Genomic DNA, 20,688 nt, shown 5'->3' on the forward strand with positions numbered 1-20,688 from the left:
GGGATGGATTTTTCTTTTTCAGAAGACATTGAACTGCTCCGAACGGCAGTCCGTGAATTTGTGGAGCAGGAAGTCGAAAAAGTAGCGATGGAAATAGAAGAAAACGATGAAATACCTGAAAAAATAGTCCGGATGTCAATGGAAATGGGTCTATTCGGCCTGGGGATACCAGAGGAATACGGAGGGCTGGGCCTTGATATGGTCGGAAAATGCGCCATTTATGAGGAACTCGGCAAGACCCATAACGGTTTTACGACTTTGATTGGGGCCCATACCGGAATTGGATCGGTCGGAATTGTCGAGTTGGGGACAGACGTACAAAAGAATAAATACTTGCCAAAAATGGCAAGCGGCGAGTGGATTGGCGCTTTTGCACTTACAGAACCAAGCGCCGGCTCCAATGCGACCGCACTAAAAACGAAGGCTGTCAGAAAAGGCGACCGTTATATTCTGAATGGTTCCAAGCATTATATTACAAATGCCGTCCGCGGGCAGGTGTTCACGGTTATGGCGGTTACAGACCCAGGCAAGGGCCCGAAAGGAATAACTTCGTTCATAGTCGAGAAAACATTCCCAGGCTTTGTGCTAGGGAACGTGGAACGAAAAATGGGGCTCCGCGGTTCACATTCCGCCGAACTGTTTTTTGAAGATATGGAGGTCCCGGTGGAAAATGTTCTTGGAGAGGAAAATAAGGGGTATGTGAACGCCCTGAAAATACTCGCGAATGGCCGCTCGGGGCTGGCGGCAAGGAATCTTGGCTCATGTGAAAAACTTCTCGAGATGAGCCTTGATTACGCAATGAAGAGGGAGCAGTTCGGAAAGCCAATCTTTGAACAGCAGGCCATCCAGCATATGCTCGCCGAAATGGCAGCCGAAATCGAAGTGCTTCGCTCAATCACCTACCGGGTCGCCTGGATGAGCGACCGAAAAATGCGGGTTGTGAAAGAAGCAGCCATCGCGAAGCTGTACGGATCCGAAGTGTATAATCGGGTTGCCGACCTTGCCGTACAGATTCACGGAGGCATTGGCTATATGAGGGATTATCCGATTGAGCGATTTTACAGGGATGCGCGAATAACGAAAATTTATGAAGGTACAAGCCAGATACAGAAAAATATTATCGCGGCAGAGCTGAAAAGGGGCTTGAAGTAATGGCTGAAAGGAAACAGGCTGTCATTGTTGATGGGGTCCGTACGGCCATTGGGCGAATGGGAGGCACTTTGAAGGATGTAGAGGCTGACCACTTATCCGAGGCTGTTATCCGTGAACTTCTTGCAAGGACAGGCGTGGGCGGGAGTATCATTGACGAAGTTATATGGGGCCATGCGAAGCAAAGCTCCGACACTCCAAACATTGCAAGGCTGGCTTTGTTAAAAGCGGGACTGCCGGTTGAAGTGCCGGGATACACTGTACATCGCCAATGCGCGTCGGGGTTGCAGGCAATCGTTAATGCAGCTCAGCAAATCACCTGCGGAGACAGCAACATCCTTGTGGCCGGCGGGGCGGAAAGCATGAGCACGGCTCCCTATTATTTGAGAAATGCGCGATATGGTTATGGGGCGGGAAACGGCGAACTCCTCGACCCGAATACGGAAAGCCAGCCAAGGGCACAGCCAATCGAGATGTATGGGCACCTGACAATGGGAATGACAGCGGAGAATCTTGCTGAAAAGTACAGGATATCCAGGGAGGAGCAGGACGCATTCGCGCTTGCCAGCCAGGAAAAAGCTGCAGCGACGATTGCGGCGGGCAAATACTCGGGTGAAATCATACCATTAAAGGTGCCATCCAGGAAAGGTGATATTTTTTTCGAAAAAGACGAGCATCCAAGGGCGACTTCCCTCGAAAAATTAGGACAGCTAAAGCCGGTGTTTAAAGTTGGCGGGACTGTGACGGCGGGAAATGCGAGCGGAAGGAATGACGGTGCAGCCGCCTTGCTCGTAATGGAGGAAAGAGCCGCGGCCAACGCAGGCCTGAAGCCCCGCGCAAAAATCATTGGCTATGCATCCGCGGGCGTTTCGCCGGAGATTATGGGGATTGGCCCTGTACCTGCTACAATAAAAGCATTGAAACAGGCTGGACTTCGGCTGGATGAAATTGATTTAATAGAATTAAATGAAGCTTTTGCCGCCCAGGCGCTGGCCGTAATGAAAGAGCTTGGATTGGATTCCGCACGAGTGAATGTCAATGGCGGGGCAATCGCGCTTGGCCATCCTATCGGGGCGACGGGCGCGATTTTGATGGTCAAACTAGTACACGAGCTTGATCGGAGAGGCAAAAGGTATGGTCTTGTAACTCTTTGCATCGGCGGTGGCCAGGGGCTGACCATGATTGTTGAAAATTTACGAATATGATAAATGAGGGACTATTGAATGAAGAAGCCGAAAATTTTACAAATCCTGTCCATGTATCACCCTGAAGGCGAAAAAATACTTCTCGAAGGTGCCGAGGTGATCAGGACAGACAACATTGAAACGAAACACCTTTGCCAATTGGCCGCTAATGTCGACGGTATTGTACTGCGTGCCCCCGCGAGGATTACGAGGGATATCATTGACGCTGCACCTAATCTTAAGGCGATCTCTGGGGCAGGCGTCGGCCTGGATAATATTGATGTGGTACATGCAACATCGAGAGGGATTCCAGTCCTCCATGCGCCGTCCGTCAACGCTGTTTCAACAGCGGAGCATGCCGTCATGATGGTCATGGCGATTGGGAAAAACCTGATTCCGTTCCACAATGAAATGAGCCAGGGAAATTACGCATCGAGGACTCGTATTAAAACGTATGAACTACAAGGCAAAAAAGCTGGAATCATAGGTTTTGGCAGCATTGCAAAAGAAACCGCCAAACGCCTGAAACTCGGGTTGGGCATGGACGTTACCGCATGGGTCCGTAAATACGATGAGAAAAAGCACGGTGCGGCACGGGAGTGGGGAATTACAATCACAGAGGATCTGGAGTCTATTTTCTCCGAATCAGACTTTATTTCGCTTCATATCCCTTTAACCGGACAGACTCGAGGACTCGTGGGAAGGCAACTTCTTGATTTAATGAAGCCAACGTCTTTCCTTATCAATACGGCAAGGGGAGGGATTGTCGACCAGGGCGCTCTGTATGAGGTTTTAAAGGACAAAAAAATCGCAGGAGCAGCTCTTGATGTGTTTGACCCTGAGCCGCCCGAACCAGGTGATCCGATTTTGTCACTTCCAAATATTATCGTAACCCCTCATGTTGGCGGAACAACGGTTGAATGTAACTATATTATGTCAACTACTGTTGCGGAAAATATCCTCAAGGCAGTGAAAGGTGAAAGACCCGATTATTGTGGGAACCCCGAAGTATTCAATCAAAATTAGGGGGAATGAAATGACAAGGCATTATTCAATTGCGCTTATTCCTGGTGACGGAATCGGAGTAGACGTCATCGGTGAAGGAAGAAAAGTACTGGAGGCGCTTTGCCAGCTTGATGGCGGACTAAAATTCGACTATCAGGAATTTGATTGGAGTTGTGAATATTACCTGAAAAACGGCGTGATGATGCCGGAAAATGGGCTTGAACAGCTGAAGGGATATGATTCAATCTACCTTGGCGCAGTCGGTTATCCAGGCGTTCCGGACCATGTTTCCCTTTGGGGGCTGCTATTGCCGATCCGGCGCCAATTCCAGCAGTATATCAACCTTCGCCCTGTTAAGCTGTTAAGGGGATTAAAGTCTCCACTGGCTGGAAAAGGCCTGCGTGACCTGGATTTTATCGTAATCAGGGAAAACAATGAAGGTGAATATTCCAGCATCGGCGGGCGGATGTATGAAGGCACCACGATGGACATGGCCATTCAAAGCGCCGTTTTTACAAGGCTTGGAGTCGAACGGGTATTACGCTATGCCTTTTCTCTGGCAAGCAGGCAGGGAAAAAGTAAGAGGCTTACAGCGGCAACGAAATCAAACGGCATTAACCATACAATGCCGTTCTGGGATGAATATGTTAGGAAAATAAACAGAGAGTATCCTGATGTCAAAACGGAAATTATCCATATTGACGCCCTCGCCGCATTTTTCGTAACAAAACCGGAATCATACGACGTAGTCGTTGCCTCGAATCTGTTTGGTGATATCCTTACAGACCTGGGAGCAGCGATTGTCGGCGGACTAGGCATTGCGCCTTCCGCTAACATCAATCCTGAAAAGGATTTCCCGTCCATGTTCGAACCTGTCCATGGATCTGCACCGGATATTGCCGGAAAGGGGATTGCTAATCCGACTGCCGCCATCTGGTGCGCCGGCATGATGCTGGAACATCTTGGTGAATCCGAACTGGCGAAGATCCTAATGGAATCGCTCCAGCTAGTTCTAGAGGAAGGCACAGTTTTGACTCCGGACCTGGGCGGGGCTGCATCTACCTGGCAATTTGGAGATGAAGTTTGCCGGAAAATTATCGGGAAAGGGTAAAATTTTCCGCTGATGCCGCTTTACTTTGCTGTTTTCCATATGATAGTATTTCAATGAAAACCAATATAGCCTTTTAAGGGAGTATGTTTTATGTCGGGAGCCGTTCTTAACTAATCCAATAAATTGGATACACTCATTCTGGCCAATGTTTTCCTTCAAAATGACTGTTTTGTGGAAAGCTTATTTAGGCGTGGCCTGGAATGAAAGTTAAGAACAATGGCCATACAAGCATACAATCCTTTAACCTTTGTAGCTGTGTACCTTTGTGCACAGCTATTTATTTTGGTTAGGCAAAGCAATGCTCTTTTTTACTCTACAATAAACTGCCGATCAGGGTTTTATTGAGAGTTATAAGGGCTTTTTGCCAAAAGGAATAAGGAAGCGGAACATATCTGCTTCTTTGCGGAGCCGCGTTGACATTGTTCAGCGCGGCTATTTTTATTTTTGGAGGGAAAAAAATTGAACAATCACACATTTACTACATTGGACTTTTTTAAAATCAAGGAAGCTCTTTCCGCCCACGCTTTGACCGGTGCGGGAAAAGCGTGGATTGCCAGCCTGATTCCGTCAACTAACCTTAAACAAATAAGGGCGCTACTTGACGAACTAGCCGAAGCGGAGCAAATCATGGCGATCAGCACAAGTGTTCCAGTGCATGGCCTCGAGGGTATCGACTCCTTGCTGGAAGGGCTGAATAAAGGAGTCGCACTTAGGCCGGACCAATTCAGCAGGCTTTATGATTTCCTTGATTGCTGTGGGAAAATGAAGCGATTTATGAAGGATAAGGAATATGTGGCTCCAAGGGTATCCGGCTATATTTATTCAATTGATGAGATGCCCGTACTCGCCGAAGAAATCATCCGCTGCATCCGGCATGGCGGTGTGGATGACTATGCGAGCAAAGAGCTCTTAAAAATCCGGAAGCAACTCACAATCCAGGAGGAACGGCTCAAGGAAAAAGCGCAGCAAATGGTCCGTTCGAATAAATACAAAGCGTATTTGCAGGATCATATCATCAGCCAGCGAGAGGGGCGTTATGTCATTTCGGTAAAAAAGGAATACAGGGCAAAGGTTAAAGGGGCGGTGCTTGATACATCTGCTTCCGGGTCGACACTGTTCATCGAACCAGAGGAAATTGCCACTTTTTCCGAACAGCTATTGTGGCTGAAGTCCGACGAGGAAGCAGAAATCCAGAAAATCCTTTCCTATTTGACCGGGCTTGTGGAAGCAAATGAACAGAAAATCCGCTTAGCGGTGGAAACGATGGTCCATTATGATTTCTTGTTCGCAAAGGCGAAATACGCACGTGCAATTAACGGCAAAAAGGTTTTGGTCAATGAATCGCATGTTATTAACCTTAAAGGCGCCAAGCATCCGCTGCTAGGCAGCAAGGCTGTCCCGCTCACGTTAGCGCTTGGCAGTCCGGAAAACGCGCTCGTGATTACCGGGCCGAATACCGGAGGGAAAACAGTCTCGATCAAAACAGTTGGCCTATTAACGTTGATGGTGCAATCTGGTCTCTTCATTCCGGTTTCAGAGGGAAGTGAGATTGCTGTCTATCAGAAAATCCTCGTTGATATCGGCGATGGTCAAAGTATTTTGGATAACTTGAGCACATTCAGTTCAAGAATTGTAAACATTATTGAAATCCTGAAGGAAACAAATGACCGTACCCTCGTCCTTCTTGACGAACTTGGATCCGGAACGGACCCGGGAGAAGGGATGGGGCTTGCGGCCGCTATCCTTGAGCAGCTATACGCAAAAGGCGCTACTTTGCTGGCGACGACGCATTACAGCGAAATAAAGGATTTTGCCAATCAGCACGACGGATTTATCAACGGGTCAATGGAATTTGACCTTGATACGCTTCAGCCAACATACAGGCTGACCATCGGAAAGGGCGGCAAGAGCCAGGCGTTTGCGATAGCGCTGAAGCTTGGCATGCATCCTGAACTTATCAAGAGGGCGCACCGGATCACCTACAGGGAAGAAAAGGATTATTCCGATTTAGTAACAGATAATCGGCGCTTAATCGAAATGGAACGGCAAATTATCGTCAACCGGCACCAACAAAGGGTAAAAAATGAAATGAATGGCGCAGCGAAGGAAGTTGCTTCTTTTAACATGGGGGACAATGTCGTTATTTCTCCCGGGAACGAATACGGGATTATTTATAAAGGCCCTGATGAGCTGGGGAATTACATCGTCCAGGTAAAAGGGGAAAAGAAGAAATACAATCATAAGTGCCTGGAACTAAAAATTGCGGCTAGCGAACTGTATCCACCGGATTATGATTTTGACATAGTGTTCAAATCGAAGGAATATAGGAAAACGGATAAAATTCTTTCGAAAAGGCACGAATCAGGCATTACCATCGAATACGAAGAATAAACGGGAAAAGGCATGCCGGGTTCATGGGCATGCCTGATTTATAAGACAATTTTAGAAGCATTTTTCTAAAAAGCCTGGCGGGAATTGAACCTGCTAGATGCACATCAGCCTGGCAATCCAGGCCGCGGCCGCTCTGCCGTTGAGCTACAGGCTTTCCGCTCTAGTTTGTCCAATCCTTCTACAGTTATTCGGCATTCCCTTTTTTCTTCCGTCTGCGGATTTCTTCGGATACAATGAAAGCAAGATCGTCGTTGCCAAAAAGGGATAAAGCGCCAAGAACGGTATTGTCCGGCACTTCTCCGGCTTCCCCTTTTGGAACAGTGAGCTCTATGGCTTCCCTAAGAGCATGGTTTCCTTTCTGTCCCGGATAGGCACTCAAATACAGTTCTTCCGGATCTAACCCATTATTGACGCACCATTGGGCAAAAATAAGGATCATCATCTTTTCATCAGCCTGATAGTTCTGGATGATCTGTTCTTGAAGGTCTTTTTTATCCATAACGAGTCTCCCAATAACAGTTTTTTTTTAAGTATAAACAATTGCCGGGCGGAGAAAAAGTTTTTCATCCCGTGCAGGGAAAACACACGAAGTGTCGAATTGTCCATGTAAGGAGTGAAGCCATTTGGATACAGTGATTCTAGTGACCTATAAAATTCCGGGAATGCCGATGCCGATCAAGATTGCTTCAACCATTGAACCGAATAAAGAACAAATTTTTAATAAATTGACAGAGCTCGTTAAAGAGAATAACATGGAAGGCGATATTCAATTCAGGAAACTCCTTGTAGAAAAGGAAAATTCCATGTACATATTCGAACTTGACGGTAAAAGGTGTATGGTGCTGGTAGAAAAACTGGCGAAAATAAAGGAATTTGATTCATGATTGAATGTTTGTAGGCATTAATTTGTTCTCCAAAGGGAAAACAATGAAAGAAAGCATTCTTTTAAAGCGAGGGGAAGCATGATGGAAAAAATTGAAGTTGGCGAAATCTTTACAATAAGCGATGAAAATAATGAGGAAGCGCAGGTTGAGGTACTGGCCATAATGGAAGTTGACGGTACCCCGTATGCGGCTGTTAGCTTCCTTGAGGACCTGCAGGAAGAGACGGATGATGACATCGATATATTTTTCCTGAAAGTCGATGAGGAAGGCGACCTGGACGCCATCCAGTCAGACGAGGAGTTCGACAAAGTCGCGCGGGCGTTCGAGGAATTGATGGACCAGGAAGAATTGGAAGACTGATAAACGGAAGGGGCGGCTTTGGCTGCCCCTTCTGTTTATTCTCCATTGGCGGTTCCCCTAGCATCTGAGAAGAAGATGCTCTTCATTTCGTCCCCGATAGCCCTTGCAAGACTTGTATCACCTTTGCTGTCATGGCCTGCCTCCCAAAGCATCAATCCTCCAAAACCATTTGCCATTGCCAACCTCGTTTTTTTCTTAGCCGTTTCGACCCCATTATAGTAATAAACGGTTCCATTCATTGCGATAGAGTCTTCCTTGGCGTAAGACGGGAATTTTTCGACGATTGCCGCATAGGACACTTGTTTTGCTTCCTGATTTTCAGGCTGCCCGTAGAGCGGCAAACCTAGAACAAGCTTTTCCCTGGGTATGCCAAGTTGATCAAACATGCTGGACCAATAAAGGACGATGTTTTCTGTGAAACTATAGGGAGCAAGGTTTTCGGCATGGTAGCCACCGTCCCACTGGCCGTCATATGCCATGATGTTCACATGGTCTGGAGCCTTGAAGATACCGGGCTTATAAATAACCGATTCAACTGCTTCGCCGGTAACCGCGTTTATTTTTGAATGGACTGCAATGGACAGTTCCTTTTTAACAGGCCTGAGCTTTTCGCTTAGCTCTTTCGCAAGAAGTTCCAGATTGGCAGCATCCCTTTCTGTCCGGGGATGTTCAAAATCGAGGTCAATGCCATCCAGATTTTCAGTTTCCACGATGCGGATTAAATTATTGACTAGGTTTTTGCGTGCTTCCGGATTGCTGATCGCCGCAGAGAAATATGGATAAGACTGGCCGCCCTTTATATGGTACCAACCACCAACCGAGAGGATCGACTTAGTCCCTTCACGATGGGCAAGGGATACTGTTTTTCTGAGATTTTCCCGTGCCATGCCGCCGTTGAACAAAACAGAGCCATCCGCTGTAGGATGTGCGAATGAAAAAAGTATATGGGTAAACGCGGAAAAATCAATTTCCTCGGGATTTCGGAAATCCTGTACGTAACCTATTACTACCTTAGAAGACCCAGATTGAACTGTATCAGTACGTTCATCTTCCATACGATCGGAACTTGAAGAAGGCTTATATGCTTCTTTTCCGAGATTTCCAGAATAATAGATTCCCGAAATAAATCCGCCCGCAAAGAAAGCAAGCAGCATGATACCCAGAATGATTTTCTTTCGAGAAAGCATGTTAAACCACCTTTTAAACGTTGCTGTTTAAAAGTGTAACAGAAATTAGGCGGGAAGAGGGTGGCAATTAAAGGGAAGCCGAGCATGAGCGCAAAAGTACAAGCCGGAATTGGCCGGCACTTTTTTTCTGATGTGAATTATTATCGGCAAGCAATACCCAGTTTTGTGGATAAGGCTAGCCGAGAATCCAATAGCTGACACCCCGCGGGTTGTATTCTTTAATCATAATTGAAAAATGGCGCGGATAATATTGACAGGGAATAAAGGGAAGAATATTCCGTGGGGGATGCAACAAGGTGATGGACTATCTACGTTTCACTGAACGAAAGGAGAGACATCGTATGGAAAAAGAAGCGAAAGACGTGAATGAACATCGAGATAATGATGATAAAAAGACTACATATGGACTTAAAAAGGATGAAAGCCTCCTGTCTGTAAAATTTGCTCCTCCTGAAAATCCGGATTTAAGAGAATAATGTAATGCCATAACGAAAATCAATCCCTTTACTGGATGGAATGTGAAAAGCCCGGCGGATGCGGGCTTTTTTCTGTATATTACAGGTTTGGGTCTGATTCAGCTTTTCAACTAGGATCGACTTCATCATATGAAGCGATTGTTACTGGAGTGGCATTCCCTTTCCGCCGGTCTTCTTCTGTTGCGGACTGGCTTAGCTTTGCATCGGTATCAAGCCCTGGAGCAATTGTCGGCGCCTGTTTGGTATCTTTCTTTTCGTTCATATTGACACTCCTTAATTGAATGGACTTATTGATCGTTAGTATTTGCATTATGGAAATTATTACACGGCCATCTTTGAATTGTCTTAATAGAAATCTGGAAATTGACACAACCTAACCACAATGGGCTTTAAGTGGAGGTGAAGGAATTGAAAACGAAGGATGATTTTATAAAAGGAGCAAAAATAACTTCCGATAGCCATGTTTTCGGTCCCCCGAATGGCGGAAGCGAAAATCATCATTCCCCCCAGACTGTTAAAAAGGGGACTAAAGGCGATTCGAATAACCGTAATCAGTAATGGAGTTTGGAGGGAAAACGATGAAAAAAGAACAATCGGGCGGGAAAGGGCCCGCCCAGCAAATAGAGAACAGCCCCACAGGTTATGGATTTGTTCCAGCCCATCCGAAAAAACAAGAAAGCGGCGGCAAACCCAAATCGAAAAATCAATAATTTCAGTTCATGGATGGAGTGGATGATGAAGTGGGTGCGATAGATAAGTTTGGTTACCGATTTGAACCCGAATTCAGTGTCATAAGCCAAAACGGGGCCATCCATGTTTACAAAAATGGTGAATTTGTTGAAGAGATCAAATTCACTTTTAGCGGGAAGTTCCCGGTTTTGGATGAGATTGAGCAAATCGTTGACGAGTATTGCCATAACAAAGGGATTTAATAAGGACCATTAACTAGCGGGAAATTCGCCCAATAATCCGGCCAATCGGCCTTTTTTTCGTTACTTTAATCCTGGACACCGCCAGGTATTTCGCTGTAAGAAACAGCCGTAAGCGATGCATTAAGAATCAAGGAGGTTGCCATGACAGTTTATGTTTATCAAACCTTTGAAATCAAGCAGGAGAAGTTTATGGAGGCATTTTCAAATCTTGAGAAAATCGTAAGCTATCGGAACGACCATTACAGCCACAAAGTCGAACTATTATCACCTATCGCGGGCCCTGACTATTCCTATGTGCTCCTTTCAGAATACGAAGGCCTGGGGGAAATGGAGCTCCAAAACAGGAAAATGTTCGACGATGACGAGTATAAGAAAATATTCACGCCTTTTTTTCTTGAATATGTCGTCCAGGGAAGCATGACGACCGCCATGTACCGGACAGTTGAACGAAATGCGGGAAAACCTGTTGAGGATGAAGAGAAGGAACAAGAATAATCCTATCCCATTTAGTGCTTGTCGTATACGATTAAAAATCTTCTACTTTTGAGAAATGACCGTAAGGAGGCATTCCATGGACTTTTTTTTCCCTTCGGCCAAGTCTGGGCATAAAGGGGGCGGCAAAGGCAAGGGAAGCCTAAAATGGTGGCAGTTGTCGTTAATCGGTATCGGGTGTACGATTGGCACCGGTTTCTTTCTGGGATCTGCCATAGGAATTAAAACGACTGGTCCATCACTTGTATTTTCTTTTTTATTGGCAGCTTTTGGGACATACACAGTTTACAATTTGTTGGCGAAAATGACCGCGGAAGATCCCCAGGACGGTTCGTTCTGTTATTATGCAGGGAAGGCTTATGGCCAGTGGGCGGGCTTTAGCTGCGGTTGGAATTATTGGTCGTCTAATATCCTTATTATGGGCAGCCAATTGACAGCATTGTCAATCCTGTCGAGGTTTTGGTTTCCTAATATTCCTCTTTGGCTTTTTGCCGCGGGGTATGCTGTCTTATCAATCCTGGTTGTCATTACGGGCAACAAGGGTTTCGATAAGGTAGAAAATTTGCTTGCCGTTATCAAGACGTCGGCAATCATCATGTTCATCATTTTGGCAGTACTTGCCCTAACAGGCTTACTTCATGGGGATGTAAAGCATCCCGGTATTCCGGATTCGATGGGCGGTTTTTTTCCAAATGGGCTTATGGGCTTCTGGGCATCGCTCATTTACGCCTACTACGCCTATGGAGGGATTGAAGTAATCGGTTTAATGGCGACAAGGCTTAAAAAGAAGGAAGATGCCCCAAAAGCCGGAATCATTATGCTGATCGTCCTTGTGGCCATTTACTTCCTGGCAATCGGCTTCGCGGTCATCATGGCTAATTATAACGAATTTAACGACAAAGAAAGCCCATTTGTCACGGCCATGGAACATTACAATCTTTCTTTTTTTCCCCATGTATTCAATGCCGCCATCATCATGGCGGGTTTTTCGACAATGACAGCCTCGTTGTTCGGGGTTACTACCTTGCTGGTAACTTTATCAAAAAGCAAGGATGCGCCAGCTATTTTTGCGAAAAAAATAAAATGGAAACATGTTCCTCTGCCATCGCTCGGGTTAGCGGCGGTAGGTTTGTTAGCTTCAATCATTACGGCATTGCTGCTTCCAGGCAAAATTTACGAATATATCACAACAGCAGCGGGTATTCTCATTTTGTTTAATTGGGGATTTATTATCCTTTCCGGCCTCCGTATCCTAGAAACAGGAAAAGGGGGGAAGGTCCTTGCCTTCATGGGCCTACTGCTGTTGCTTGCGGCGGCAAGCGGTACACTTGCGGAAAGCGAAATCCGATATGGCTTTTTTGTGAGCATCGGGTTTGTGCTGATCATAGGAATCGCGACGCTGATCATGCACTTTAAGGTTTGGAAAAAGCAAAAGCCGGCATAAAGAATCAGGCTCCTTTTTAGGGGCTTTTTCTTATGGCCAATTTTTGCATGAAGGTGTGAATCGAACGAGAATGGGTAGATTATATGTACAGAAGTCATCATGTCATTATGAGCGGGGAGGAAATCAATTGACTATAGACACCAGGTTCCCATTTTACGATCATGTTCTTGGCCTGTTAACTCCTTTTTTGCCGATGATTGTCAATGATATGTCCGGGCAGATTATTGAATTGGATGCTGATGATTCGGAAGATGATGAGGTTTTTGCAGAAACCGTTTATAAAACCGAGATGGACGGGGAGTATGAAGATGATGAGGATCCTGACTACCTGAACATCGCGATTTCTTTTGAAAGGGGCATCTTTCCTGATTCAAGTGTGGATGATTCTTTCGATAATTTACAGAAATGCGATTATGAAGTGATTATCAAGCCCTTTTTTACAATAAAACCTTACATCTTATTTGGCCTCCATAATAACAAGACGAAGCAATTCTTTGCAGAGGTCAGTGAATTTGATGAATTCCACCCCATTGAAGTTCTTGAGCGGTTTGCGATGCTTATCCACGCTTTGTTCAAGGATGAAACGCTTTACAATAAAATTTTTATTATGACGAACATGGCCCATTTGTCGATTCGGGAACTGATTGCTTTTGACGAGCCTACGTATATCAAAGGGAAAAGCGGGGACATCCAATACGTTTCAAGCCCATACTTTGAACTCGATAATCCATCGATCCATGAATTCCTCATCAAACAGAAGCATTACAATTAAACAGGGAGCTGCGTTTGCAGCTCCCTTGCTGTGTTCATTTCAGCCATTCGGTATGGAAAATGCCTTCTTTATCGACCCTTTGGTACGTATGCGCGCCGAAATAGTCACGTTGCGCCTGAAGAAGGTTTGCTGGCAGCGTTTCGCTTCTGTAGCTATCGTAATAGGCAATGGCCGCCGAAAAACAAGGGACCGGAATTCCGTTTTGGACAGCGGTTCCGACAATCTCCCTTAGCGCATCCTGGTAGACTTCGGCGATTTCCTTGAAGTACGGATCCAGCAAAAGGTTTTTCAAGCCAGGCTCTCGGTCATATGCTTCCTTGATTTTTTGCAAAAATTGCGCGCGGATGATGCAGCCGCCGCGGAAAATCATCGCGATGTCACCGTAGCGTAAATCCCAGCCGTATTCTTCGGATGCCGCCCTCAATTGTGCGAATCCTTGGGCATATGAACAAATTTTGCTCATATACAAGGCTTTGCGGACAGATTCGATGAATGATTTGCGGTCTCCAGTAAAGGTTTTGCCGGATGGGCCACGGAGGATTTTGCTTGCTTCAACGCGTTCTTCCTTCATAGCCGAAATGAAACGTGCGAATACCGATTCGGTGATGATTGGAAGCGGGACACCAAGATCGAGCGCGCTTTGGCTTGTCCATTTTCCGGTGCCTTTTTGGCCGGCCGTATCAAGAATGACATCAACGAGCGGCCTGCCGGTTTCCTCATCGGTCTTTTTGAAAATATCAGCTGTGATTTCAATAAGATAGCTGTCGAGTTCGCCTTTGTTCCATTCGGCGAATACTTCGTGCAGTTCTTGGGCTGTTAATCCAAGAATATTTTTAAGAAGGAAGTAGGCTTCCGAGATAAGCTGCATGTCCCCATATTCAATTCCATTATGGACCATTTTTACATAATGGCCGGCACCGTCCGGACCGATATAGGTGGTGCATGGCTCTCCATTCACCTTGGCGGAAATATCCTTGAAGATCGGAGCGACCAGGTCATAGGCTTCCTTTTGTCCGCCCGGCATGATGGAAGGGCCTTTTAGTGCGCCTTCTTCGCCGCCTGAAACGCCTGTTCCGATAAAGTGAAAGCCTGCTTCGCTTAACTCTTTGTTGCGGCGCTGGGTATCGGCAAAGAAAGTGTTTCCGCCGTCAATGAGGATATCGCCTTTATCGAGGAGTGGTTTCAATTGCTCAATGGTCGCGTCTGTTGGCTTGCCCGCTTTGACCATCAGCATGATTTTACGCGGTTTTTCAAGTGAATCAACAAATTCTTCAAGGGAATAGGCAGGGAAGATGTTTTTGCCTTCGGATTCCGTCGCCATTTCGTCCGTTCTTTCCGGTGATCGGTTGTAAACCGCGACACTGTAGCCTTTGCTTTCCATGTTCCAGGCAAGGTTCTTACCCATGACTGCGAGGCCGATGACGCCGATATGGTGTTTTGGCATAATTGTATTTCGTCCTTTCCTGCTATATATTTTAGGGAATATATTACGTAGTATACCAAAAGTTAACTTCAGTTACCCGTCATAAGGTCTTAAGGCAATGAATAGGAAATTCTATGTCTTTACATAATTAGGTTTTTTAAAGGGGATTGGAGTTGGCAAAGTTTTCCTCGCTGTTGTATAATAGAATTAGAACAAGTGTTCTGTGAGAGGGGGGAGGGTCAATTGCCAAGAAAGAAGGGAATTACGGATGAATCTATTATCAAAATGTATACAGATGGAGTCTCCTATAAGGAAATGAGCGACATAAGCGGGCTTTCAGCAAGAGCCATCTTAAATGTCATTACTAAAAATGGCTTCAAGGCGACAAGAACGGGCCCACCGAGGAAACATAAAGTTAACGAAGCTTTTTTTGATCATTGGAGCAATGAAATGGCATGGGTGTTAGGGCTGATTGTTACTGATGGGAACATATGTCCAACTAACCAATCTTTTTCAGTGAGCCAAAAGGATCCACAACTTTTGGAGAAAATAGCAAATCTGATGGAATTTACCGGCAAAGCGGCAAAACGTGCACATGCAGATTTATATACATTGACAGTTTGCTCAAAGGCTTTAAAGGATGACTTATGTAAACTGGGAGTAACAAAAAGGAAATCGTTAACCGTTAATTTTCCTAATTGTCCAGAAGAATATTTGCCATCCTTTGTACGGGGTGTTATTGATGGGGATGGATATGTAGATAATGAGGGATACACGGTTACAGTAACCAGCGGCAGTTATTGTTTCGCGCAGGGTTTATTGTCCGTATACCAAAAGTGGACTCTGCGATCAAAAATTCGTGAAGAAAAAACTAAGAGTTTGAATTCAATATACAGAGTTGTTGTATCTGGCAGAGAAAGTGTAAAGAAACTCGCCGATATTATATATAGGGACGCTGGATCAAACTGCGTATTGGAGAAAAATGAAAAAAAGTTACAAATTATGAATACAGATAGTCTGCCCATATCTAAACGAGTTAAGTTCAGAACAACTGTCAGTTCAGGTATTTTGGCAAAACTGAGTGAAATCGCGAAACAAAACAATACATATACAAATTATTTACTTGAAAGCGGAATGAACATTTTAATGGATGCAAAAGAACTTAATCTTAAAAAGAATAAACGGTCCGACCGGGTTCACTATAAATCTACTTTTGACGGTGAACTGCTAGGCCGGGCAAGAGTTTTTGCCCAAACATATGGAATTCATATTAGTGACTTAATTGAATATGCTGCAGAGTTTATTGATGTTACTGTAGCTGTAAGGGAAGGGAGAAGCCATAGGATTCAATCATAGGAGGATTGGATTCTATTATTTTTAATTTTTCTCAGTTAACATAATATATATCATAAGGACAAAATTCGACAAGTTGTGAGAGGTTTACATAAATTTCGTCGAAATTTCGGGAGTTTTGTAAAAAAGCGATATTTATTCGTTCATTTAAATATTTTAATACTGATATTCAAAATTTACTCCACATATATAAAGATTGCCATAATAAAATATTTCCATTCAGAAAGAGGAGGGAGGAATTATAACGGGTTCCGTTCCCTATCGCAAACATACGAAAATGTATAGGAAAATGAGTGGCAAATTGTATGCTAATTTGTCACTCATTTTTTACTGATACAATGCGATTTAAGCGGAAAATACAATGAAATTTGTATGCGAAAATTACCCCATTTTGTAACGGTACACTGGCTGTTGTACCCCTGCAATTTAACATACAATTTGATATACAAATTGCCATACAAAAAATATAAATAAACTGGGAACTTGGGCAAACTAGATGGGTATTTATGTTAATATGTAATAAAGATTGTGAACAGTTCTACTTAAGCTAAACCAGCTAATAGTTTGTCAACATTTTTCATTTAAATAGTTTTTTATCGTGTGATATCCTAAAAATAAGCATGCCAAATAACCTTCCGTGATAGCTCTTTTGGAAGGTTTTAAGCTATTTAGCTAGCTTTTCATTTTAGGCTATATCTTGGAAAGTTGAATTGCTTTTTAAGAGTGCATAAATCCAATGCAAAAGTTTATTGGCACAAGCGACTATGGCTACTTTGTATGGTTTTCCTTCGCCACGTTTCTTATCGTAAAACTCCCGCAACTTCTTGTTGCGTGGAATGATCTCAGGTGTCGTTTTCTTTTTGCGTGAATCACGGATTGCACACCGGACAGCCATATATAACGCGTGCCTAAGCCTGCTTGATCCTCTTTTTGTTATCCGGTTGACTGTTCCTTTGAACCTGCCGGATTCAAAAATGCTGGGGTCTAACCCGGCAAATGCCACAAGCTTTTTAGGGTGGTTAAACCGTTCAATCTCTCCGATTTCAGAAATGATCGTTGCCGCGATCTTTTCTCCGATACCCGGGATGGATTGGATGATTTGATATTCTTCCATTTCTTTTGCCAAGGCATCTATCTCTGCTTCCAACTTCGATAGGTGCCTTTGGTATTCCAGAAGCATCATTATATTCAATTCAAGACTTGTGATATGGCTTCGATACAATATTTCCTTGAAAGGATTCCTGGAGGCTGCCTCGATAAGCTTTTTTGCCTGAGTGCGTGCCCACTTACTTGAACGGCTTTTACAAAGCTCATCAATCCGGTTGGCCAGGCTATCTTCTTCAACTTCCAATACCTCTTTGGATGTAGGGAAGTCCAATAAGGTTAAAAGTGAGACAACTGAATATAAATCTCCAAAAACACCTTCGTATTCAGGGAATACCTGATCAAGCACTGCTTGAAATTGGAGCTTTGTCTGTACATACATACCCGTCATGCTTTCGTGCTGCCTCGTAAGGTTGCGAAGGTTCAGAAGCTGAATTCCACGTTTTTTATAAGGCTCCAGCTCCTCTTTATAATAGAGCTCACACAGATGCCTGGCATCGATGATGTCCGTTTTTACCTTCCGCAAGGAAGAGCTTTTTGCCCGATAAGAGACGAGTGGGTTAACAATAATAAGCAAGTAACCCCTTTCCTCAAAATACTGGACGACAGGCGTATGATAATGGCCCGTGGATTCCAAAACAATTGGTGGTTTAATCCCGGTAAGGTCTTCTATTTCTCTAATAAACTCGCTTAACGTTCCCAGACCTTCTAGAGTATGGGGTGCTTTAAAGCTTGTATTATAAGGTCTTTTTTTATCCAAGAAAGCCTGTACCTGGCTTTCGCCTTTGGCCACATCCAGTCCTACAACAGGATTCATTCTTTTATCTCCTCCCAAAAATCATAAATTTGCCGGCAGTCCCTAGTCCTTCTTGCAGTTTCATAGCTTCGCTTGTTATACGAGATCATTGTCCCAACCAGCCAAATCATGTTTAAGCAAGTAGGGGGTGAACAGTTTAGTTGACGGGATCCTCCTCCCACGGGCAGTTACGTTCTACCCCGGCTACCGTAATGATAAAACCATATAAAAAATGGTCAACCAGAAATATCTGGCTGACCTTATAATACGAACGGGCAGTTTAGTTGAACAATCGTCGTTAGCTTTTTTTCGATTGTTATAAGTGTTCGCTCTCAAATTAGCCTTTGGAGTACCCGCAGGTATAAAAGTATATATAAAAACAGTAAAAATAACAGTGCGTATCGTATGTCGATTCGCACTGTTATTTTGATAATTTCTTATCTAAAGGGGAGATTGTTAATCATTAGAATCTTTTAATAAAGAAGTAGGAAACCAAATTTATGAAGATGAAACATCGCCACCAAAAATTAACGGAACTAATTGTAGTTACATAGCAGCTCCAAAAACATTTGTTTTACGATAGAAAAAGCTAATCAATGACTTTTTGACATATTGCTTCATCCACTGATATATCGGGAGCATCAATACCAGCATTAATTGCAAGAATATGAACAACCCTAAAAGCTTCTTCAGCCTTTTGAAGGACCACTTTCCAATCCATACAAAATAGTTAGAAATGTTCACAATCTATAACTTAAAAAATATGTGTAAAACATGTTTGACATTCAATCCGAATAGTTATAAAATAATGTCAAATAAGTTTGACATTATGGACTGGGTGGTGACTTATGGAGAATCTGATAAAGGAGCTAAGAAAAGCCAAAAAAATATCGCAGGAAGAACTAGCGACCATTTGTGACGTTTCTAGACAAACGATTAATGCAATTGAGAATAACAAGTATGACCCCAGTTTATCTTTAGCTTTTTTGTTAGCGGATTCATTAGAGGTTACAGTAGATGAACTATTTATTCATAAGAGAGAAGGGAGGAAGTAAAACATGAATTTTTTAAAAAATGGTGGAATTGCTTTACTTGTTTTATATTTAATTGTTACGTTTTTTGCGGTTAGCTCTATTTATAAAGACCTAGTTCAAAATAATTCACAACTTTCGGTAGGACATGTCATTATTGCAGTTACGATATTTTTAGGTTGGGTTCGATTTGTTACTTGGGGTACAGATTTAAAAGTTCAAAAGGATGAATTAGGAAAACAAATCAAATACAAAAGCTCAAAAATTAGCTATGATATTATGACTTTTGTTTTGCTAGCACTATATTTAATAGATTTAAATTATTATCAAAAAGACGACGGGTTCGGAAATGTTTTTTTACTAATAGCCCTAGGTATATCGGTCCTTCTGAATCCAATGGTCCAATTCATTTTAGCGCTACGATATAAATAATAATTTGGTTTTACAAAGATATTTTGTTTTGAAGATGTTGTGAATGAGGAATTCGTAGCAATAGAAAAATTCTAACAACAAAAAATGTTTTTGTTGAATTCCTTATTTAGCAAACGGGGCGGGATAGTTGAACATTAAATTGTCTTATTTTTGTCTTATTTGAACAAGCGAAACAGACTGGTTCGGAGATGAAGATTGGCTGTTGTAAATAATTTTAAATGAAGATGCTAAACCTAAATGTAAAAATAATTGGAGTGAGCATCTTGAAGAAAATTATTGTTCTCTTTACAATTTTATTAATTTTCTCCACAGATAACTTGGTTTATGCTAAACCCCCAGAGCCAAAGGAAATTAAACCGTATGCAGAAGACTGGTACGTTACACCAGAAGATGTTATCCGAGATATTATATTTCCAGCTATTGATAAAAGGGTAATAAAAGAATATGGAGGAACAGAAGCTTCTGGTTTTGGCTGGCAGCAACAAAGGATTGTTAATATTGTTTATAACAACAATCATTCTTATGACATTTCCTTAAGAATTCAGGTTCCTGATAGTAACAATAAACCATTTGAATATACAGAAGACCTGGTTAAAGTAAGAGTTTCTCCATCTTGTGATAGTCCTAAAATTGGATGTAGTCACGGCTTTAAGGTAGAAGTGTTAGATTACCAACATAAGTAACAGGAATAGGTGTTACCTTTAATTTGTAACACATTATTTGAATGACCTTGTTCAACTAACAGCGACGTTCACAGCGTCGCTTCTTTCGTTAGAAATATTTTTGATAAAATTCCTGCCTTAGCCTTCCGCTTAGCTGGGCATATATTCTAGTGGTCTCACTCTTCTCGTGACCCAAAAGACTTTGTATGACTTCAACAGGGGCTCCGTTATTCAACAAATGGGTTGCATAGCTGTGTCTGAGTTGATGAGGATAAATTTCCTTATTTATGGCCGCACGAGCTGAGATTCTTTTTATGACATATCTCATTTGGGCAATACTCATCCTATGTGGCAGCCGCTCTGTTACAAATATAGCAGGATCTGTATCCTGGCGACCATCGATATATCGCTTAAGCCAGATTTCGGCTCTAATATTAAAATATACCTCTCGTTCTTTATCCCCTTTTCCCCTAACAATTGCAGATCGATTGGACCAATTA

General features: G+C 43.4%; 24 protein-coding genes and 1 tRNA gene. 18 read left to right on the forward strand and 7 right to left on the reverse strand.

The features are described 5' to 3' along the window. Positions 1-3: 3 nt before the first annotated feature. The 5 genes from RB160_RS09600 to RB160_RS09620 all read left to right on the forward strand — a co-directional run bounded on the left by RB160_RS09600 (position 4) and on the right by RB160_RS09620 (position 6,840). Positions 4-1,152 carry an acyl-CoA dehydrogenase family protein gene (locus RB160_RS09600; protein ID WP_316570010.1) on the forward strand — a complete coding sequence of 383 codons (1,149 nt, stop codon included), beginning with the start codon at positions 4-6 and terminating at the stop codon, positions 1,150-1,152. Continuing rightward, positions 1,152-2,354: a thiolase family protein gene (locus RB160_RS09605; protein WP_316570011.1), complete on the forward strand. Its 1,203-nt coding sequence runs from the start codon at positions 1,152-1,154 to the stop codon at positions 2,352-2,354. Before RB160_RS09600 ends, RB160_RS09605 begins: the two co-directional genes overlap by 1 nt. Positions 2,355-2,372: 18 nt before the next feature. Then, positions 2,373-3,359, forward strand: coding sequence for a hydroxyacid dehydrogenase (locus tag RB160_RS09610; RefSeq protein WP_316570012.1), 987 nt, complete (start codon positions 2,373-2,375; stop codon positions 3,357-3,359). A gap of 10 nt (positions 3,360-3,369) precedes the next feature. Then, positions 3,370-4,449: a tartrate dehydrogenase gene (locus RB160_RS09615; RefSeq protein WP_316570013.1), complete on the forward strand. Its 1,080-nt coding sequence runs from the start codon at positions 3,370-3,372 to the stop codon at positions 4,447-4,449. 459 nt (positions 4,450-4,908) lie between these two features. Next, positions 4,909-6,840 (forward strand): endonuclease MutS2, encoded by a 1,932-nt coding sequence (locus tag RB160_RS09620; RefSeq protein WP_316570014.1) that lies wholly within the window; start codon positions 4,909-4,911, stop codon positions 6,838-6,840. 69 nt (positions 6,841-6,909) lie between these two features. Here the strand turns inward: RB160_RS09620 and RB160_RS09625 are convergent. Continuing rightward, a tRNA-Ser gene (locus RB160_RS09625) sits at positions 6,910-6,994 on the reverse strand. A gap of 30 nt (positions 6,995-7,024) precedes the next feature. Next, positions 7,025-7,339 carry a hypothetical protein gene (locus RB160_RS09630; protein ID WP_316570015.1) on the reverse strand — a complete coding sequence of 105 codons (315 nt, stop codon included), beginning with the start codon at positions 7,337-7,339 and terminating at the stop codon, positions 7,025-7,027. A 124-nt stretch (positions 7,340-7,463) separates the two neighbouring features. On the opposite strand from RB160_RS09630, the gene RB160_RS09635 reads away from it, so the two are divergent. Together RB160_RS09635 and RB160_RS09640 are read left to right on the forward strand one after the other, a co-directional pair. Continuing rightward, the gene (locus RB160_RS09635) at positions 7,464-7,724 is read left to right on the forward strand and encodes a hypothetical protein (RefSeq protein ID WP_316570016.1); all 261 of its coding nucleotides are present in this window, start codon (positions 7,464-7,466) and stop codon (positions 7,722-7,724) included. 81 nt (positions 7,725-7,805) lie between these two features. Beyond that, positions 7,806-8,084 (forward strand): DUF1292 domain-containing protein, encoded by a 279-nt coding sequence (locus tag RB160_RS09640; protein ID WP_316570017.1) that lies wholly within the window; start codon positions 7,806-7,808, stop codon positions 8,082-8,084. 35 nt (positions 8,085-8,119) lie between these two features. Here the strand turns inward: RB160_RS09640 and RB160_RS09645 are convergent, their stop codons facing one another. Next, the gene (locus RB160_RS09645) at positions 8,120-9,271 is read right to left on the reverse strand and encodes a glycoside hydrolase family 18 protein (RefSeq protein WP_316570018.1); all 1,152 of its coding nucleotides are present in this window, start codon (positions 9,269-9,271) and stop codon (positions 8,120-8,122) included. Between the two features lie 341 nt (positions 9,272-9,612). Between RB160_RS09645 and RB160_RS09650 the strand changes: the two genes are divergently transcribed. Continuing rightward, complete coding sequence (locus RB160_RS09650) at positions 9,613-9,747, forward strand: hypothetical protein (protein ID WP_316570019.1); 135 nt, start codon at positions 9,613-9,615, stop codon at positions 9,745-9,747. Between the two features lie 106 nt (positions 9,748-9,853). Here RB160_RS09650 and RB160_RS09655 read toward each other — a convergent pair whose 3' ends face one another. Next, a complete protein-coding gene (locus tag RB160_RS09655) occupies positions 9,854-10,009 on the reverse strand; it encodes a hypothetical protein (RefSeq protein ID WP_316570020.1) in 156 nt (51 codons plus the stop codon). Positions 10,010-10,155: 146 nt separating this feature from the next. On the opposite strand from RB160_RS09655, the gene RB160_RS09660 reads away from it, so the two are divergent. From RB160_RS09660 to RB160_RS09685, 6 genes are all read left to right on the forward strand, one after another. Beyond that, positions 10,156-10,305, forward strand: coding sequence for a hypothetical protein (locus tag RB160_RS09660; protein ID WP_316570021.1), 150 nt, complete (start codon positions 10,156-10,158; stop codon positions 10,303-10,305). A gap of 20 nt (positions 10,306-10,325) precedes the next feature. Continuing rightward, positions 10,326-10,457 carry a hypothetical protein gene (locus RB160_RS09665; RefSeq protein WP_316570022.1) on the forward strand — a complete coding sequence of 44 codons (132 nt, stop codon included), beginning with the start codon at positions 10,326-10,328 and terminating at the stop codon, positions 10,455-10,457. Positions 10,458-10,487: 30 nt separating this feature from the next. Next, on the forward strand, positions 10,488-10,679 hold the full coding sequence (locus RB160_RS09670; protein ID WP_316570023.1) for a YbxH family protein: 192 nt from the start codon (positions 10,488-10,490) through the stop codon (positions 10,677-10,679). A gap of 141 nt (positions 10,680-10,820) precedes the next feature. Continuing rightward, entirely contained in the window at positions 10,821-11,174 is a 354-nt protein-coding gene (locus RB160_RS09675) for a hypothetical protein (protein WP_316570024.1), read from the forward strand. A 76-nt stretch (positions 11,175-11,250) separates the two neighbouring features. Continuing rightward, positions 11,251-12,615 (forward strand): amino acid permease, encoded by a 1,365-nt coding sequence (locus tag RB160_RS09680; RefSeq protein ID WP_316570025.1) that lies wholly within the window; start codon positions 11,251-11,253, stop codon positions 12,613-12,615. 127 nt (positions 12,616-12,742) lie between these two features. Then, the gene (locus tag RB160_RS09685; RefSeq protein ID WP_316570026.1) at positions 12,743-13,387 is read left to right on the forward strand and encodes a hypothetical protein; all 645 of its coding nucleotides are present in this window, start codon (positions 12,743-12,745) and stop codon (positions 13,385-13,387) included. Positions 13,388-13,421: 34 nt separating this feature from the next. On the opposite strand, the gene gndA is transcribed toward RB160_RS09685, so the two are convergent. After that, on the reverse strand, positions 13,422-14,831 hold the full coding sequence (gndA, locus tag RB160_RS09690) for an NADP-dependent phosphogluconate dehydrogenase (protein WP_316570027.1): 1,410 nt from the start codon (positions 14,829-14,831) through the stop codon (positions 13,422-13,424). 222 nt (positions 14,832-15,053) lie between these two features. Here gndA and RB160_RS09695 point away from each other — a divergent pair, with 222 nt between their 5' ends. Continuing rightward, positions 15,054-16,166, forward strand: a complete 1,113-nt coding sequence (locus RB160_RS09695; protein WP_316570028.1) for an LAGLIDADG family homing endonuclease — start codon at positions 15,054-15,056, stop codon at positions 16,164-16,166. Positions 16,167-16,848: 682 nt separating this feature from the next. Here the strand turns inward: RB160_RS09695 and RB160_RS09700 are convergent. Then, positions 16,849-18,084 carry an IS110 family RNA-guided transposase gene (locus RB160_RS09700; RefSeq protein ID WP_316570029.1) on the reverse strand — a complete coding sequence of 412 codons (1,236 nt, stop codon included), beginning with the start codon at positions 18,082-18,084 and terminating at the stop codon, positions 16,849-16,851. 827 nt (positions 18,085-18,911) lie between these two features. On the opposite strand from RB160_RS09700, the gene RB160_RS09705 reads away from it, so the two are divergent. The 3 genes from RB160_RS09705 to RB160_RS09715 all read left to right on the forward strand — a co-directional run bounded on the left by RB160_RS09705 (position 18,912) and on the right by RB160_RS09715 (position 20,209). Continuing rightward, positions 18,912-19,118: a helix-turn-helix transcriptional regulator gene (locus tag RB160_RS09705; protein WP_316570030.1), complete on the forward strand. Its 207-nt coding sequence runs from the start codon at positions 18,912-18,914 to the stop codon at positions 19,116-19,118. A 3-nt stretch (positions 19,119-19,121) separates the two neighbouring features. Further along, positions 19,122-19,526: a hypothetical protein gene (locus RB160_RS09710; protein WP_316570031.1), complete on the forward strand. Its 405-nt coding sequence runs from the start codon at positions 19,122-19,124 to the stop codon at positions 19,524-19,526. 254 nt (positions 19,527-19,780) lie between these two features. Continuing rightward, positions 19,781-20,209, forward strand: coding sequence for a hypothetical protein (locus RB160_RS09715; protein ID WP_316570057.1), 429 nt, complete (start codon positions 19,781-19,783; stop codon positions 20,207-20,209). An 88-nt stretch (positions 20,210-20,297) separates the two neighbouring features. Here the strand turns inward: RB160_RS09715 and RB160_RS09720 are convergent. Continuing rightward, on the reverse strand, positions 20,298-20,688 hold a 391-nt coding region (locus RB160_RS09720; RefSeq protein WP_316570032.1), incomplete at its 5' end, for a tyrosine-type recombinase/integrase.

Origin of the sequence: Neobacillus sp. YIM B06451 (genome assembly GCF_032667185.1) — a bacterium.
Lineage (GTDB): Bacteria > Bacillota > Bacilli > Bacillales > Cytobacillaceae > Bacillus_D.